Source organism: Paraburkholderia heleia NBRC 101817 (genome assembly GCF_000739775.1).
GTDB lineage: Bacteria > Pseudomonadota > Gammaproteobacteria > Burkholderiales > Burkholderiaceae > Paraburkholderia > Paraburkholderia heleia.
This window is the reverse complement of record NZ_BBJH01000024.1, coordinates 137420-153586: the sequence shown is the minus strand read 5'-3', so window position 1 is coordinate 153586 and position 16167 is coordinate 137420. Positions and strand designations below refer to the sequence as shown.

The 16167-nt window shown below is 61.8% G+C and carries 14 protein-coding genes and 1 pseudogene; 11 read left to right on the top strand and 4 right to left on the bottom strand.

Features of this window, described 5'->3' with window-relative positions; genetic code table 11:
- Positions 1-102: 102 nt before the first annotated feature.
- The 7 genes and pseudogenes from BHE01S_RS20780 (at position 103) to BHE01S_RS20755 (ending at position 6385) form a co-directional block, all read left to right on the top strand.
- A complete protein-coding gene (locus BHE01S_RS20780; RefSeq protein ID WP_042267245.1) occupies positions 103-1653 on the top strand; it encodes a sugar ABC transporter ATP-binding protein in 1551 nt (516 codons plus the stop codon).
- Positions 1646-2677: an ABC transporter permease gene (locus BHE01S_RS20775; protein ID WP_042267244.1), complete on the top strand. Its 1032-nt coding sequence runs from the start codon at positions 1646-1648 to the stop codon at positions 2675-2677. Before BHE01S_RS20780 ends, BHE01S_RS20775 begins: the two co-directional genes overlap by 8 nt.
- A 38-nt stretch (positions 2678-2715) precedes the next feature.
- Positions 2716-3663, top strand: coding sequence for an ABC transporter substrate-binding protein (locus tag BHE01S_RS20770; RefSeq protein WP_042267242.1), 948 nt, complete (start codon positions 2716-2718; stop codon positions 3661-3663).
- A gap of 37 nt (positions 3664-3700) precedes the next feature.
- Positions 3701-3871 (top strand): annotated as a pseudogene (locus BHE01S_RS39195) (aldo/keto reductase); the annotation flags it as partial.
- A complete protein-coding gene (locus tag BHE01S_RS20765; RefSeq protein ID WP_042267240.1) occupies positions 3871-4881 on the top strand; it encodes a zinc-binding alcohol dehydrogenase family protein in 1011 nt (336 codons plus the stop codon). The pseudogene BHE01S_RS39195 and the gene BHE01S_RS20765, both read left to right, overlap by 1 nt.
- A gap of 32 nt (positions 4882-4913) precedes the next feature.
- Positions 4914-6047 carry a mannitol dehydrogenase family protein gene (locus tag BHE01S_RS20760; protein WP_042267239.1) on the top strand — a complete coding sequence of 378 codons (1134 nt, stop codon included), beginning with the start codon at positions 4914-4916 and terminating at the stop codon, positions 6045-6047.
- Complete coding sequence (locus BHE01S_RS20755; RefSeq protein ID WP_042267237.1) at positions 6047-6385, top strand: L-rhamnose mutarotase; 339 nt, start codon at positions 6047-6049, stop codon at positions 6383-6385. The genes BHE01S_RS20760 and BHE01S_RS20755 overlap by 1 nt, the downstream gene beginning before the upstream one ends.
- Before the next feature lie 28 nt (positions 6386-6413).
- On the opposite strand, the gene BHE01S_RS39890 is transcribed toward BHE01S_RS20755, so the two are convergent.
- Complete coding sequence (locus BHE01S_RS39890; protein WP_407669536.1) at positions 6414-6629, bottom strand: hypothetical protein; 216 nt, start codon at positions 6627-6629, stop codon at positions 6414-6416.
- Between the two features lie 6 nt (positions 6630-6635).
- Entirely contained in the window at positions 6636-6845 is a 210-nt protein-coding gene (locus BHE01S_RS39885; protein WP_407669535.1) for a hypothetical protein, read from the bottom strand.
- 915 nt (positions 6846-7760) lie between these two features.
- Here BHE01S_RS39885 and BHE01S_RS20740 point away from each other — a divergent pair.
- Positions 7761-8150, top strand: a complete 390-nt coding sequence (locus BHE01S_RS20740) for a hypothetical protein (RefSeq protein WP_245639805.1) — start codon at positions 7761-7763, stop codon at positions 8148-8150.
- 33 nt (positions 8151-8183) lie between these two features.
- Here BHE01S_RS20740 and BHE01S_RS20735 read toward each other — a convergent pair whose 3' ends face one another.
- Positions 8184-9704 (bottom strand): FAD-dependent oxidoreductase, encoded by a 1521-nt coding sequence (locus tag BHE01S_RS20735; protein ID WP_042267233.1) that lies wholly within the window; start codon positions 9702-9704, stop codon positions 8184-8186.
- 144 nt (positions 9705-9848) lie between these two features.
- Between BHE01S_RS20735 and BHE01S_RS20730 the strand changes: the two genes are divergently transcribed.
- Genes BHE01S_RS20730 through BHE01S_RS20720 form a run of 3 tightly spaced genes read left to right on the top strand, consistent with a single transcriptional unit; the run spans position 9849 to position 15680 of the window.
- Positions 9849-11426, top strand: coding sequence for an efflux transporter outer membrane subunit (locus BHE01S_RS20730; RefSeq protein ID WP_084069064.1), 1578 nt, complete (start codon positions 9849-9851; stop codon positions 11424-11426).
- A gap of 37 nt (positions 11427-11463) precedes the next feature.
- Positions 11464-12615, top strand: coding sequence for an efflux RND transporter periplasmic adaptor subunit (locus BHE01S_RS20725; protein ID WP_042267279.1), 1152 nt, complete (start codon positions 11464-11466; stop codon positions 12613-12615).
- An 11-nt stretch (positions 12616-12626) separates the two neighbouring features.
- Positions 12627-15680, top strand: a complete 3054-nt coding sequence (locus BHE01S_RS20720; RefSeq protein WP_042267231.1) for an efflux RND transporter permease subunit — start codon at positions 12627-12629, stop codon at positions 15678-15680.
- 15 nt (positions 15681-15695) lie between these two features.
- On the opposite strand, the gene BHE01S_RS36965 is transcribed toward BHE01S_RS20720, so the two are convergent.
- Positions 15696-15860, bottom strand: a complete 165-nt coding sequence (locus BHE01S_RS36965) for an FmdB family zinc ribbon protein (RefSeq protein WP_042267229.1) — start codon at positions 15858-15860, stop codon at positions 15696-15698.
- Positions 15861-16167: the final 307 nt, after the last annotated feature.

Genomic DNA, 16167 nt, shown 5'->3' with positions numbered 1-16167 from the left:
TTATAAATCAATATTGGCTTGACCAAAAGAGGGAATTTAGCTTTAATTCACCTAAATTGGACTGACCGCGTGCAGGCCCGGTTGGTCGGACATGGAGACGCCATGACAGTGCCCCGCAGTCCATCAAGCCTCGCCGCTGTCGATCGGAGTGAACCGGGACGGGAGATCCTGCGCCTCGAAGGCGTCGTGAAGCGATTTCCCGGCGTGGTGGCCCTCGATGGCATTCGTCTGGACCTTCGGGAGGGAGAGGTTCACGCGGTCTGCGGCGAGAACGGAGCCGGCAAATCGACGCTGATGAAAATCATCAGCGGCCAGTACCCGCCAGACGAAGGCACCATGCGTTTTCGCGGCGCATCGGTCCGCTTCGGTTCGACCTCCCAGGCGCAGGCCGCAGGCATCGCGATCATTCATCAGGAACTGAACCTCGTTCCGCATTTGAGCGTGGCAGAGAATCTCTATCTCGCACGCGAGCCGAAGCGTGGACCGTTTGTCGATACCCGCAAGCTCAATGCGGATGCATTGCGCTGCTTGCAGCGCATCGGCCTGGACGTGCCTCCCACGACGCTGGTGGGCACGCTGTCGATCGCACAGCAGCAGATGGTGGAAATCGCGAAGGCGCTTTCGTTCGATTCGAACGTGTTGATCATGGACGAACCGACGTCCTCCTTGACCGAAGCGGAAACGGCCCAGCTTTTTCGCATCATTCAGGAGCTGCGCGCGGCCGGCGTGGCGATCCTTTACATCTCGCACCGCCTCGACGAGATGGCACAGATCGTCGATCGCGTGACGATCCTGCGCGATGGTCGGCATATATCGACTGACGATTTCGCAGCGTTGAGCGTGAATGACATCGTCGCGCGCATGGTGGGGCGATCCCTTGACGATGCATACCCTGCGCGGCAATCCATGCCCACCGAAGATGTGCTGCTCAGCGCGCGGGAGCTGCGCCGCCATGGCGTATTCGGCCCCGTGTCATTCGAGTTGCGTAAAGGCGAAATCCTCGGTTTTGCAGGTCTCATGGGGGCGGGGCGCACGGAGGTCGCCAGAGCGGTCTTTGGTGCGGACAAGCTGGATGAAGGGACGCTCGAGCTGCTCGGCAATCGCGTGACGATTCATTCGCCGCGCGAAGCGATTCGCCATGGCATTGCTTACCTGTCGGAAGACCGCAAACAGGAGGGCCTCGCGCTCGGCATGTCGGTCGCCGCGAATATCACGCTTTCGAACGTGGGCGGCATCTCGTCTCGCACGGGTTTCCTGCGCTTCGACGAAGAAACCGCAGTCGCGCGCCGCTATGTGCATGACCTGGCCATTCGCACGCCGTCGGTTGCGCAGATCGTTCGCAACCTGTCGGGCGGCAATCAGCAGAAGGTCGTGATCGGCAAATGGCTTTACCGGGGGTCGAAGATCCTGTTCTTCGATGAGCCCACGCGCGGCATCGACGTAGGCGCGAAGTTCGCCATTTACGGGCTGATGGACCGGCTCGCCGCGAACGGCGTGGGTGTCGTATTGATCAGTTCGGAGTTGCCTGAGTTGCTTGGCATGACCGATCGGATCGCCGTTTTTCATGAGGGCCGGATAGCCGCCGTGCTTGAAACGAAACAAACCAGTCAGGAGGAGATCATGCATTTTGCTTCGGGGCGGACACATGCTTGAAATGACATCGGATCGTAGCCGGCCCGCGGATCGCTCCGCTCGGCAGCGGCGCCGCGACCTCATTCAGAAGTTCGCGGCTCTGGGCAGCCTCGTTGCACTGGTGATTGCGTTCTCGGTCACCAGCTCGGCATTCTTTTCTGTCGGCAACTTGATGACCGTCAGCCTGCAGGTGACCTCGATCGCCTACCTGGGCGTTGCCGCGACGTGCGTCATCATCACAGGCGGTATCGACCTCTCGGTCGGTTCGGTACTTGCGCTCGCGGGCGTCTCGGCCGCGTTGCTCGCGAAGGCCGGTATGGCGGTGCCCCTCGCCATGCTTTGTGGAGTGCTCGTAGGTGCGCTGTGCGGATACGTCAACGGCATCTGCGTGACGCGAATGCGGTTGCCGCCGTTCATTGCGACGCTCGGCATGATGCTGGTCGCCCGAGGTCTCGCCCTGCAAATTACCGGGGCCCGGCCGGTTTCGGACCTTGGCAACGCGTTTGGTGTCCTCGGCAACGGCGCGTTGTTCCGGGTTTCCCATATCGGCGCGGATGGTTTTCCGGACACGACGTTTCCAGGCATTCCCTATCCCGTCGTCATCATGATCGTGTTCTTCGTCGCGGGCGCCATCCTCCTGTCGAAGACTTCGCTCGGCCGGCATATCTACGCGGTCGGCTCCAACCCCGAGGCGGCTCGTCTCTCCGGTGTCGACGTTCGAGGCGTGACGATGTTCACCTATGTGCTTTCCGGCGCGTTGGCCGGGGTCACGGGTTGCGTGCTGATGTCGCGTCTCGTGACCGGCCAGCCCAACGAAGGCGTCATGTACGAGCTCGACGCGATCGCCAGTGCCGTGATCGGCGGCACGTCGCTGATGGGCGGCGTGGGCACGATTTCCGGCACCGCCATCGGCGCGTTCGTCATTGGCGTGCTGCGCAACGGCCTGAACATGAACGGGGTGTCGAGTTTCATCCAGCAGATCATCATCGGCGTCGTGATTCTGGGCACCGTCTGGATCGATCAATTGCGAAGCAGGAAGCGTTAATCAAACGTAGTTCAACCACGAAAAAAGAGGAGCGAGACATGCAGAAGCTTTCGATTTTTGCGGCATCGGCGTTGTTGTGCGCGGCGTTCAGCACGGGTGCGTATGCGGCAGGCGGCGAGATCGCCGTCATCGTCAAGACGGTCAATTCGAATTACTGGCAAAACGTGCAGAAAGGCGCGAATGCTGCACTCGGCGACGCGAAGGGCTACACGATGACCTTCCAGGGCCCGGCCGCGGAATCCGATATCGCGGATGAAGTGAACATGGTCGAGAACGCCGTCAACCGGCACGTCGCGGGTATTGTGCTCGCGCCGTCGGATCCCGATGCGCTTGTGCCGGCCATCAAGAAAGCGTGGGAGGCGCATATCCCCGTCGTGTTGATCGACTCCGCGCTGTCCGATGGCGGCAAGCAGTACTACCAGTCGTTCCTGTCGACCGACAACGAGAAGGCCGGTGAGCTTTGCGCGCAGGCGCTGATCGACCGCGTCGGCCAGACGGGAAAGATTGCGCTCATGTCCTACGTGCCGGGTGCCGGATCGGAAATTGGGCGTGTCGGCGGTTTCAAGAAATATCTCGCGGCGCATTCCAGGCTGCAGATCGTCGGTCCATACTATTCCCAGTCCCAGATGGCGACGGCGCTGAATCAGACCACCGATGTCCTCTCCGCGAACCCCGATCTGAAGGGGATTTTCGGTGCAAACGAGCCGACCGCAGTCGGGGTGGGACGCGCGCTCAAACAGAGTGGAAAGGCGGGCAAAGTGGTGGCAATCGGATTTGACGGCAATCAGGACCTGCAAAACTTCGTGCGCGACGGGACGATCCAGGGGATCGCCGTTCAGGGCTCCTGGCAGATGGGATACAAGGGAATTCAGACGGTCGTCAACGTCATCGAACACAAGCGGGTCGCGAAGGATATCGATACGGGCGTCGTGATGGTCGACAAGCAAAATCTCGATTCACCCACGGCGAAGAACGTCCTTTACTGACGATGTCGATGTTGTCGATCTCCTGCGTCGATGCCGGCGCGCGAGAGAAGCCTTTTCGCTGAGTTCGAAGGTGGGCCGGCTGATGCGCCCGGGTGCCGGTGTGAAGCCCGGAGACGAGGGCTGGGCCGAGCCGTTACCTTTTAGACCGGTCTTCGACTACACGTACGGTGGAGTCATGCATGATGATTTGATCAAGAGGACATCCCTATGCTTAGCGTGATTTGCGAATCGCCGGGAGTGCTGCGGGCGCAGCACTCCGACGCGCCCGTTCGAGCAGCCGGCGAGGTACTGCTGCGCGTGTCCCGCGTTGGCATTTGCGGTACCGACCTGCACATCTTCACAGGCAATCAGCCTTATCTGCAGTACCCGCGCGTGATGGGACATGAATTTTCCGGTGTGGTCGTCGAGGCTGAACCCGACTCGGGATTGGCTTCCGGCGACGGCGTCTACGTCATGCCTTATCTGTCGTGCGGGCGTTGTGTTGCGTGCCGACAAGGCAAGACCAACTGTTGCGTCGACATCAAGGTGTTGGGTGTGCATCGAGATGGCGCACTTACCGAATACCTCAGCGTACCTGCGCAGTTCGTTCATAAGGCCGAAGGCGTCACGCTCGATCAGGCCGCGATGCTCGAATTTCTGGCAATCGGGGCGCACGCGGCGCGACGGGCGGAGGTATTGGCCGGTCAACGCGTGCTGGTGGTCGGCGCCGGTCCGATCGGCATGGCCGCGATGATCTTCGCGAAACTGCGAGGCGCCAATGTGACCTGCCTCGATACGCGCGCTGATCGTCTGCAATTTTGCGAGGCTCACTTGAATGTCGACGCTGCTGTCGCTGTCGGCCCAACGGACGCCGAACAACTTGCATCGCTGACGAACCACGAATTTTTCGATGTCGTCTTCGACGCGACGGGCAATATCGATGCAATGAACCGTGGATTCGGATTCGTGGCCCACGGCGGCAAATACACGCTGATCTCGATTGTGCCGGGGCAGGTGACGTTCTCCGATCCGGAGTTCCACAAGCGCGAGACGACCCTGCTCGCCAGCCGGAACGCCACTGCCGCCGATTTCGAGACCGTGCTGGAAGCCATGCGTGCGGGGCGCATTCCGGATCGCGCCCTGAACACGCACCGAATGCGGCTCGCCGATGTTCCGGACGCGTTTCCGCGCTTGCTCGAGACCGGGCAGACGGTGGTGAAAGCGTTGGTGGAGTGCTGAGCGAATGCCATGCAATGTTCGGGACAGGCAGCATGAGTGAACCCATACTTCAGTTTGGCACGAGCCGATTTCTCCTCGCGCATGTCGCGCTATTCGTGTCGCAAGCGCTGGAGCGCGGCGATGCGATTGGCGGTATCGGCGTTGTGCAGACCACTGGCAATCCCGTCAGTCACGCGCGCGTCGCTGCGCTGTCGCGGCCTGGCGGCTATCCTGTGCGGATCCGGGGGAGGGAACATGGCGCGGTGGTGGACAAAGTCGTCGTCTGCAACGGCATTCGCTCCGCGTGGATTGCCGACCGCGACTGGGCGACGGTTCGCCGTGCGGCGATCGAAGACGTGCGCGTTATCGTGTCGAACACGGGCGACACGGGCTACCGTCTCGACGAGCGAGATTCGCCCGATCTGCTGTCGAACGGCGGGGCCGTGCCTCGCAGCTACCCCGCGAAGCTTCTCGCCTTGCTTCATTCGCGTTGGCAGGAACGCCCCTGCGATGGCGTGTCGATTTTCCCGTGCGAATTAGTGGAGAACAACGGCGATACCCTGCGCGAGATCGTGCTCGGTCTGGCAACGCAGTGGTCGTTGTCCGAGCCCTTCATCGACTACGTACGTGAAAGATGTGTCTGGGTGAACTCGCTCGTTGACCGGATCGTATCCGAACCGATTGATCCTGTGGGCGCGGTGGCCGAGCCCTACGCATTATGGGCTGTCGAACGACGTGCGGGAATGGAATTACCGTGCACGCACGAGAGCCTTGTTCTGACGGGCGACTTGCGCAGCCACGAAAGGTTGAAACTGTTTTTTCTCAATCTTGGCCATAGCTGGCTGGCGCAGCAGTGGCTTGTCGAACAGCGACCGCTGTCCGAAACGGTGCTCGATGCAATGCATGATCCGCATATGCGTGATGAACTCGAAGCCGTATGGCGAGAGGAGGTTATGCCTGTCTTCGGGGCGACGGACATGGGAGCCCAGGCCGAGAACTACTTGACCAGCGTGCGCGACCGGTTCCGCAATCCCTATCTCGATCACCGGATTGCAGACATCGCGCAAAACCACGTAGCGAAGGTCAAAAGGCGGATACTGCCGCTGATCGAACTCGCGAATGCTTTGTCGCTGCGCAACGCTCAGCCGCGCTTGCGTCGTTTGTTGACGAGCCATGGACTCCTCTGATGCGCCACTGTTTTGCATTGGATCTGAAAGACGATCCCGAACTCATTGCCCGCTACGAGGATTACCATCGCGAGGTTTGGCCCGAAGTCGTTCGTCACATACGTGATCATGGCGTCACGGACATGGAGATCTATCGGCTGGGAACCCGATTGTTCATGATCATTGAAGCGGACGATGCGCTCTACGATGCTGACCGAATGGCTGAAGCTGCACCAGGCAATGCCGTCGTTCAGCAATGGGAGACTTTGATGTGGACGTTGCAGGCCCCCACTCCGTGGACACCGGTTGGAGAGAAATGGGTGTTGATGAACCGGATATTCGATTTGAAGCAGCAATAGAGGCTTCATATGAAGACCGCGGGACCCATCAGCGCACACGCGAAACGAAAAAAAGCACGGCTGCAGCTGCGCTCATGGTCCAGCAGTCGGTGGGCGCGAACCAGAACCAGTGGATATGCCACGGCACATAGGCCGGTGCAAAACGCGCGAGACCATAAGCAGGATTGAGCACAAACCAGAGAAAGTCTTCAGTCAGCCAGAACAGGATGATGCAGGCGACGATGCGCGCCTCGGTGCGCCACACGACCACTCACTGCCAGTTGAAGAGCGGGGGCAGGTGGAAGAACAGCGCCATGAAGGGGAAGACCCAGGCGTGATACCCCGTCATTGGGCGGCTGCCCCAGAAGATATCCAGCAGCCAGTGATGTTCGATTCGCCACGTCGGCAGGTTGGCCGTCTTCCTGCCCCGGTATCGGCGGCTTCGCGTCGAGGCCGGATCGGCTGCGTCCGTCTTGACCATGTCATCGTGCCGATCCAGGCGGACGCGCGTTGATGCAGCGCACCATACTGTCGCAACGGGGCGCGGGTTGAGGCGCAAAGAACGTCAGGATAGCCGGATTATGCAAGCCGGAATCGGGATGATGCCGATGTCCGGCGCGCGCGGCCGGTAAGAGCCAGCACTCACGCGCCCATTTTCCCAGAAGGCGAAGAGTCGAGCGGCACAGGTTGAGAAACGGATATGGACCGACCATACTTCCCTGTAGCATCGCCCGAATTCACGGGATAGCGTATTACGGAGCGGATTGTGCAGGCGGCGACTCTTCAGGAGTTCGAACCTGCACGAGTGGGCCTCCAGGGCCAGCTTATGCGGCTGAAGCGCCGCTTCGCAGTAACCCTGAGCCGCAGGAGGGCAGCGATGACGACGTTGGTACGGCGATACTTCGTGTGCATCAACGGACACGAGGGCGAAGAGGTGGCGTGCGAAGACGATCAAGAGGGCTCGTCCCAGTGGGAGTCGATTCGCACGACCGGACTGATGGACAACGGTACGGACTCGCACGGATACACATGCTATCGGTGCAAGACGTGTGGCGAGCCCATGTCGGAAACCGGGAAAAGGTGACTGACAGAAAACCTGGATTGTCATTCGACGTTCTGCATGGACGCGCGTAATCCAACGCTGAAGCCGGAAGTCGAGAAACGATGAGTCTGGATCATTCTCTTCATCAAACGGCTAATAGCTTTCGATGTCCAGCAACTTGCGAAACCCGACGCCCACGCGCAGGCGTCGGGCGACGGGTTGCCGCATAACGGTACGCAGGCGAACCGGGCAATTGCACCCATGCTTACCGGATTGGAATGCGTTGTATTCGTATTCGTCATTCCATGGGCCGTGACGGCTGGCACACGCACCGACGCTGGCAGAAGTGATAGATTGTCGATTGACTCATCGTCGCGAATCAACGGCGGTAAGAAGATCCTCAAGAAAGGAGCTGCCATGTGCCGTCGATACATCGTTGCCGCTGCCTTCCTCATCCCCACCTTGTCGCAGGCATTCCAGCCTGTAGCGATTCCCGAATGTCGCGCAGCAGACCCTGATGCTTCGGTTCAGGAAACGATAGACGCCGCAAAATGCCGGGCGCGATGGCTGCTCGCTGGCGCCTACAACCGGACAGAAGGAGACGCGATGAGCGCGGTCTCGGAGTGCGCCGGGACATTCGACGAGGTGCTGAATCATCGGTTGACCGAGGGTGTTTCGCACGACACGCTGGTCGTCATGTGTGCCGACACCGCGATGCACATGGGCATCATGAAACTCGACTAGCCGCCGATTCTTCATGAACCGACGGTGCGGACGTCAGTCGCGCTCCATTTCGACTTCTGCCCGCAGATTTTCTACATCGCGATAAATGGAGGCCACGGCGACGACACGGCCGTCTCGCTTGTAGCGCAGGAAGCAGTCGCGTTGTGCAATATCGCCGTCAACGGTGATCTCGTCCCAGCTCTGCGCGTGTCCGAGATAGTTAATCGGGACATCGTAATGCTGGCTCCAGAAGAATGGCACGGCATCGAACTTCTCACGCCCGCCCATCAGGTTCATCGCCGCCGTTTGTCCCTGGCGCTGCGCGACGACCCAGTGCTCCACGCGGATTGCCGCGCCACTGTGCGGATCGGGCCAGCGAGCGATGTCGCCGGCCGCGAATATGCCTGGCGCGCTCGTCTGCAAGCTGGCATCGACCACCACGCCGCGGTCGATTGCGAGGCCGGCTTGCTCGGCCAGTGTCAGTCGCGGCCGCACGCCGACGCCGACCACCACCAGATCGGCTTCCAGTTTGCCGCCCGCCTTGAGCGATACCTGCTGCGTATCGATCGCGCTGGCGGTGTTTCCCAGGTGAAAGACGACGCCGTGTTCTTCGTGCAGTCGCTGCACGAATTCGCCCATCCGTGACCCCAGCACACGTTCCATCGGACGCTGCTCCGGCGCCACTACGTGGACTTCAAGGCCACGCGCGCGCAACGACGCCGCGACTTCCAGTCCGATGAAGCTGGCTCCGATGACAACCGCGCGCCGCGCGTTCGTCGCGCGAGCGATGATGGCGCGGCTGTCGGCCAATGTGCGCAGGGTATGCACGTGCGGCAAATCCATGCCGGGGATCGGCAAGCGCACCGCTTCGGCTCCCGTGGCCAAAAGCAGGCGGTCGTAGGGCACCCTGCTGCCATCCGCGAGTTCCACTTCCTGCGAGGCGACGTGAAGGCGCGTGGCACCGGCGTTCAGGCGCAGATCGATGCGTTGATCTGCGTAGAAAGCGTCATCGCGAAGCGGCAGCCACGCCTCAGGCGCACTGCCGGCCAGATAGTCTTTCGAGAGGTTTGGCCGGTCCACCGGCGGCGCATCGTCGTCGCTCAGCATCGTGAGACTGCCCGCGTAGCCGAGGCGCCGCAGACGCTCGGCAGCCGCGAAACCTGCAGCCCCTGCACCGACGATCACGATCTTCTGTGGCGCGCCGGCCGGCGGGGTCACGGAACCCGCGGGTGGCGCTTTTTTGTGCAGGACAACAATCCTGTCGCCCCGGATCTCCGTAGCCCAGCACATGACAGGGCCGAGCGCAGGCGCCCGTACCGCTTCCCCCGTGCGCAGACTGAAGCACGCGTGATGCCATGGACACCGTACTGTGTCCCCGACGATCAACCCCTCGGCGAGCGGGCCGTGGTAGTGAGTGCAGGCAGCATCGATCGCGAAGAATTCATTACCGAGCCGTGCTATGAGCACCGCATCATGACCGACGTGTCCTGACAACAGGCTCGCTTCGCCGAGAGATTCGATGGGCACGCCCTGTGCCAGATCAGGACCGCTTTCATTCGATGCGTCGCCACTCATGTCGACCTCCGTGGGCACGTCGCCAGCAAGGGAATAGATTCCATGGTAGTTCAGGTCGATCAGACGAGCGGCACCTGTGGCATGATTTCAAACTCTGCATCTGCCGTTTCGTTCGTATTCCACGCAGTGAAACAAGGTGGATCGATGATCGATGACGTCAACCACGGTTTCAGTCGCCGCTGCCTGCACCGGCATTCGCGCAGCGCGTCTCGCCGCGATGCAGCATGCGAGACTGTTACGCGTGCTGCGTGGGTGACTGTCCTGATCGCCTTCTCCGGCTGCACGGTCGGCCCGGATTACCATACGCCCGCGCCGCCCGCTACCGGCACTTTCACGTCCACGCCGCTGCCCGTTCAAACGGCCTCAGCGCCGGGCGCGTCGGGTGTCCCGCAACTGTTCGTGGCCGGCCAGGACATTCCCGCCCAGTGGTGGACGCTCTTTCATTGCGAGCCGCTCGACGCGCTGATCCGCGAAGCGCTCGCCAACAGCCCCAACGTGGCCGCGGCGCAAGCGGCGCTCAGGCAGGCCGGCGAAAATCTTCGTGCGCAAATCGGCACCACGCTGTATCCGTCCGTCGATGCGAAGGCCAATGCGACGCGCGAGAAGTTCAACGGCGTCACGTTCGGCGAGCCGCAACTCACGGAACTGCTGAACCTTTATAACGCATCCGTGAACGTGTCGTACAACCTCGATGTGTTCGGAGGCGGAAGGCGCGAACTCGAATCGCTGCGCTCGCAGGTCGATTACCAGGGCTTCCAGTTGCAGGCGGCCTATCTCGCGTTGACCGCGAACATCGTGACGGCAGCCATCAAGGAAGCTTCGCTGCGCGAGCAGATCGATGCGACCGAGCGCATCGCCGACGACGAAGACGCGCAGCTTCGCATCATGCGCCAGCAACTCGAGCTGGGCGGCGTGAGCCGCACCGCCGTGCTGGCGCAGGAAACGCTGGTCGCGCAGACGCGCGCGACGTTGCCGCCGTTGCATCAGTCGCTCGATCAGACGCGTCACCAGCTCGCCGTCCTGGCGGGCAAGCCGCCGAGCGATACGGACGTGCCGGAGTTCAGGATCTCGATGTTCACGCTGCCGCAAACCCTGCCCGTCAGCGTGCCGTCTTCGCTCGTGCGGCAACGCCCCGACATTCTCGCCGCCGACGCCACGTTGCATCAGGCGAGCGCCCAGGTCGGCGTCGCGACGGCGAACCTGTATCCGCAGCTCACGCTTTCCGCGAGTTACGGTCCGCAGGCGTTGACGCCCGCGGGCCTTCTTAAGTACGCCGACATGATCTGGAGCCTCGGCGCAGGCATCACGCAGCCGATCTTTCACGGCGGCCAGTTGAGCGCGCAAAAGCGCGCCGCAGAAGCGGCATTCGACGAGGCCAACGCGCAATATCGCCAAACGGTGCTGCTCGCATTCCAGAACGTCGCCGACACGTTACGCGCGCTCGAGCACGATGCAACCGGCCTGAGCGCGCAGACGCAAGCATGGCGCGCGGCCAGCGATTCGCTCGACCTGACGCGCGGCCAGTTTCGCATCGGCGGCGTCAGCTATCTGGCGCTGCTCGATGCACAGCGTCAATACCAGCAGACCGTCGTGAATCTCGCCCAGGCGCAGGCCGCGCGCTATGCGGACACGGCGGCGCTGTTTCAGGCGCTCGGCGGCGGCTGGTGGAACGACGTGACGACGAGCCAGGCAGCCCAGCCCGCGCCGGCTACGCAGAAATGAATTCTTGTGCAATGGCCGCTCCCGCCAGGACATGACGATGACGACGAAAAAACCGATGGCAAAGCGGATGATCATCATGCTGATCTGCGTGGCCATACTGCTCGGCGCGCTGGTCGGTTTCAATCTGTTCAAGGCGCACATGATCAAGAAGTTCATGGCGAGCAACACCGCGCCGCCCGCCACCGTCACGGCTGCTATCGCCGGCTATCAGACTTGGCAGCCGCAGCTTGCGGCGGTGGGCAGCCTGCGCGCGGTGCGCGGCGTCGACGTGACGACGGAAGTGGCCGGGCTCGTGCGCGAGATCGCGTTCAACTCGGGCCAGGAGGTGAAGACAGATCAGGTGCTCGTGCGCCTGAACGACGATTCGGACCGGGCGCAGCTCGCGTCGCTCAAAGCGGCGGCGGACCTCGCGCAAACGGTCTACAACCGCGACAAGGCGCAGTTCGGCATTCAGGCGATTGCCAGGGCGCAGCTCGACGCCGACGCCGCCGACCTCAAGAGCAAAAGAGCCCAGGTCGATCAACAGGCCGCCCTCGTCGAGAAGAAGACGATTCGCGCGCCGTTCGCGGGACGCGTCGGCATCACGACAGTCAACCCCGGCCAGTACCTCAATCCGGGGGACGCCATCGTCACGCTGCAAGCCATCGACCCGATCTACGCCGACTTCTTTCTGCCGCAGCAGCAGCTCGGTCAATTGCAGGTTGGCCAGGCCATCGCCGTCGATACGGATGCGTTCGGCAACCGCACGTTCGACGGCAAGATCCGCTCGATCAATCCGCGCGTGGACAGCACGACGCGCAACGTCCAGATCGAGGCGACCGTCGACAATCGCGAGCGCAAGCTGCTGCCTGGCATGTATGCGAACGTAAAGATCGACGCGGGCGGCGCGCAGCGCTTTCTGACCTTGCCGCAAACGGCGATCACCTATAACCCGTATGGCGCGACGGTGTTCATCGTGAAGCCCGGCGAACAAAAGAATGCACAAGGCAAGATCATGCCCGTCGCGCAACAGGTGTTCGTCACGCCGGGGCCGACGCGCGGCGACCAGGTCGCCATTCTCAAGGGCATCAACGCAGGCACGCAGGTTGTGACGAGCGGCCAGCTGAAACTGAAAAACGGCACGCCCCTCGTGATCGACAACCGCGTGCTACCTGCGGACAGCCCGAATCCGACGCCTCAGGAACAATAGAAGAGCGCGCGATGAAATTCACCGACATCTTCATTGAACGCCCGGTGCTCGCATCGGTGGTGAGCCTGCTGATACTCGTGCTCGGCTTGCGCTCGCTTGCGGCGCTGAAGGTCAGCGAGTATCCGCAAACCGAGAACGGCGTGGTGACGATCACCACCGCGTACTATGGCGCGAGCGCCGACACCATGGCGGGCTTCATCACGCAGCCGCTCGAAGCCGCGATTGCGCAGGCGCAGGGCATCGACTACATGTCGTCGACGAGTACTACGGGCGTGTCGACGATCACCGCGACGCTGCGACTCAACTACGACTCCAATCGCGCGCTCACAGAGATCAACACGCAGATCGCTTCGGTGCGCAACCAGTTGCCGCCGCAGGCGCAACAGCCGGTGCTGACCGTGCAAGTGGGTCAAACCACCGACGCGATGTACATGGGCTTTTACAGCGACGTGCTGCCGAGCAACAATGTCACGGATTATCTGCTGCGTGTCGTGAAACCGAAGCTCGATTCGGTCCAGGGCGTGCAAACGGCGGAAGTGCTCGGCGGCCGTCAGTTCGCGCTGCGCGCATGGCTCGACTCGAGCAGGCTCGCCGCACACAATGTGACGGCCGCCGACGTCTTCACGGCGCTCGGCAACAACAACTATCTGGCGACGCTTGGCACGACCAAAGGCCAGATGATCAGCGTCGATCTCAATGCAGGCACCGACCTGCATTCCGTCGAGGACTTCAGGAAACTCGTCGTCACGCAGAAGAACGGCGCGATCGTGCGCCTCGAAGACGTCGCGAATGTCGTGCTCGGCGCGGACAATTACGACTTCAACGTCGCGTTCAGCGGCAAGCGATCGGTGTTCATCGGCATCAAGGTGGCGCCCGATGCGAATGTGCTCGACGTGGCGAAGCGCGTGAAAACCCTATTCCCGGACCTGCAGAGGCAGTTCCCGACGGGCATGACGGGCGACATCGTCTACGACGCGACCGACTTCATCAACACGGCGATCGCAGAAGTGGTGAAGACGCTCGTCGAGGCGCTGCTGATCGTGACCGTCGTGATCTTCCTTTTCCTCGGCAGCTTGCGCGCGGTGATCGTGCCCGTGATCGCGATGCCGCTCTCGCTGATCGGCACGTTTTTCGTGATGCAGGCGCTCGGCTATTCGATCAATCTGCTGACACTGCTTGCGCTCGTGCTCGCCATCGGGCTCGTCGTCGACGATGCGATCATTGTGGTCGAGAACGTCGACCGGCATATGAAAGAGGAGGGCAAGACGCCTTTCGAAGCCGCACTGATCGCGGCGCGCGAACTCGGCGGCCCGATTCTCGCGATGACGGTCGTGCTGATCGCCGTGTACGCGCCCATCGGCTTTCAGGGCGGTCTGACAGGCGCGCTTTTCACCGAGTTCGCGTTCACGCTGGCGGGCGCGGTCACCGTGTCGGGCGTGATCGCGTTGACGCTTTCGCCGATGATGTGTTCGCGCTTTTTCCGCACGGACCAGCAGTCGGGCCGCTTCGCGCGCTTCGTCGACCGGCAGTTCGATCGTGTGCATCACGGCTACCGGCGCCTGTTGCATGCGATGCTCGACACGTGGCCCGTGTTCGTCGTGATGGGCGCGCTGCTCCTGTGCGGCACGGTGTATCTCTTCATGACGTCGCAATCGGAGCTTGCGCCTCAGGAAGATCAGGGTATCGTGCTGTCCCAGGTCCTGGGGCCGCCGAACGCGACGATCCAGCAGATGCAGACCTACGCGGATCAGGTCTTCGAGATCTCGAAGCAGTTGCCCGAATATGCACAGATGTTCCAGCTCACGGGCGTGCCGACGCTGAACCAGGGCATCGGCGGCGTGCTCTTCAAAACGTGGGACAAGCGCAAGAAGGGCGCGACGCAATTGCAGCAGGAATTGCAGCAGAAGTGGAACGGCATCGCGGGCGCGCGCGTCGCCGCATTTCAGTTTCCGCCCCTGCCGGGCGCGCAAGGATTGCCCGTGCAATTCGTCATCAGCACGACGGAGCCGTTCGAGAACCTCAACGAAGTGTCGCAAGCCGTGCTGCAAAAGGCGCGCGCAAGCGGCATGTTCTTTTTCGTCGACAGCGATCTGAAGATCGACAAGCCGGAAAGCGTGTTGCTCGTGGATCGCGACAAAGTCGCTTCGCTCGGCCTGACGCAAAGCGATGTCGGGCAGACGCTGGGCGCGGCGCTCGGCGGTAACTTCGTCAACTACTTTTCGATTGCCGGCCGCTCGTACAAGGTGATTCCGCAGGTACTGCAAACGGACCGGCTGAATCCGTCGCAAGTGCTCGACTATTACTTGCGCACCCCCGATGGCAGCGTGATTCCCGCGTCGACGGTCACGCATCTGAAGCGCAACGTCGTGCCGGAGTCGATCAATCACTTCCAGCAATTCAATTCGGCGACGATTTCCGGCGTGCTCGCACCGGGCATCTCGCAGGGCGAGGTGCTCGACTTCCTGCGCCGGGCCACCGTCGACGCCGCGCCGACGGGCTACACGGCCGATTATTCCGGCTTGTCGCGACAATTCGTGCAGGAATCAGGCGGCTTCGTGACCACGCTGCTGTTGGCGACGATCATCGTGTTTCTCGCGCTCGCCGCCCAGTTCGAGAGCTTTCGCGATCCGGTCGTGATTCTCGTATCGGTGCCGATGGCGCTGTTCGGCGCGCTGATCTTCATCAACGTGGGACTCACGACGCTGAACATTTACACGCAAGTGGGCCTCGTCACGCTGATGGGCCTCGTCAGCAAGCACGGCATTCTGATCGTGCAGTTCGCAAACGAACTGCAACGCGCGGGGCGGCGCAAGCGCGAAGCCCTCGAAGAAGCGGCGGGCGTGCGCTTGCGGCCGATCCTGATGACGACGGCCGCCATGGTGCTGGGCGTCGTGCCGCTCGTGATCGCATCGGGTGCGGGCGCGGCCGGCCGCAACGCGATGGGCCTCGTGATCTTCACGGGGATGTCGATCGGTACGCTGTTCACACTGTTCGTCGTGCCCGCGATGTATATGTTCCTCGCCGCAGACCATCATCGGGACAGGGAGCAACGGGCGCCGACCTGAGCGGCTGAAGCGGTTTCAGGACTTTCGGGGTGTTTTCGCCACGAAGGGTGTGGGTGTGTGCTGAACCTTCTCGCTTCCGCACTTTGGGCAAGGCGGATGAGCCGTCTCATGTTCGGCGAGATGCTCGGTATGCTCGAACATCTCACCGCACTTCTCGCACCTGTACTGATAAGTCGGCATGGTATTCCTCTAACGAGAACGCTAGTGTTTGCGATGCATCCAGCTCATATGGTGTGTGTCGAGCCACTCGCTCAGGCTCCCTCCCGGGTGATCGCGCCGGTAGCGACGGGACAGGGCCATGGCAATGACAACGAGAACCACAAGGCCAACCCAAAAACTGATCATGGACTGAGTCATGGCAGCCTCCTTCGGGAATGCGACCATGCCTGAATTCTAGTGCCGAGGCGGTGGAATTCGCACTGAAAGTTCTCCGGACGCTCGCCGAACCGGTCGGGCCGTCGCAAATCGAAGTGAGTTGGGTCCAGCG

Bases quoted from the DNA above. Each gene is read 5' to 3' on its own strand.
- BHE01S_RS20775 (WP_042267244.1), top strand. From the start codon at position 1,646: ATGCTTGAAATGACATCGGATCGTAGCCGGCCCGCGGATCGCTCCGCT.
- BHE01S_RS20720 (WP_042267231.1), top strand. From the start codon at position 12,627: ATGAAATTCACCGACATCTTCATTGAACGCCCGGTGCTCGCATCGGTG.
- BHE01S_RS20755 (WP_042267237.1), top strand. From the start codon at position 6,047: ATGCGCCACTGTTTTGCATTGGATCTGAAAGACGATCCCGAACTCATT.
- BHE01S_RS20770 (WP_042267242.1), top strand. From the start codon at position 2,716: ATGCAGAAGCTTTCGATTTTTGCGGCATCGGCGTTGTTGTGCGCGGCG.
- BHE01S_RS20780 (WP_042267245.1), top strand. From the start codon at position 103: ATGACAGTGCCCCGCAGTCCATCAAGCCTCGCCGCTGTCGATCGGAGT.
- BHE01S_RS39885 (WP_407669535.1), bottom strand. From the start codon at position 6,845: ATGGTCAAGACGGACGCAGCCGATCCGGCCTCGACGCGAAGCCGCCGA.
- BHE01S_RS20765 (WP_042267240.1), top strand. From the start codon at position 3,871: ATGCTTAGCGTGATTTGCGAATCGCCGGGAGTGCTGCGGGCGCAGCAC.
- BHE01S_RS20760 (WP_042267239.1), top strand. From the start codon at position 4,914: ATGAGTGAACCCATACTTCAGTTTGGCACGAGCCGATTTCTCCTCGCG.
- BHE01S_RS20735 (WP_042267233.1), bottom strand. From the start codon at position 9,704: ATGAGTGGCGACGCATCGAATGAAAGCGGTCCTGATCTGGCACAGGGC.
- BHE01S_RS20725 (WP_042267279.1), top strand. From the start codon at position 11,464: ATGACGACGAAAAAACCGATGGCAAAGCGGATGATCATCATGCTGATC.
- BHE01S_RS20730 (WP_084069064.1), top strand. From the start codon at position 9,849: ATGATCGATGACGTCAACCACGGTTTCAGTCGCCGCTGCCTGCACCGG.
- BHE01S_RS36965 (WP_042267229.1), bottom strand. From the start codon at position 15,860: ATGCCGACTTATCAGTACAGGTGCGAGAAGTGCGGTGAGATGTTCGAG.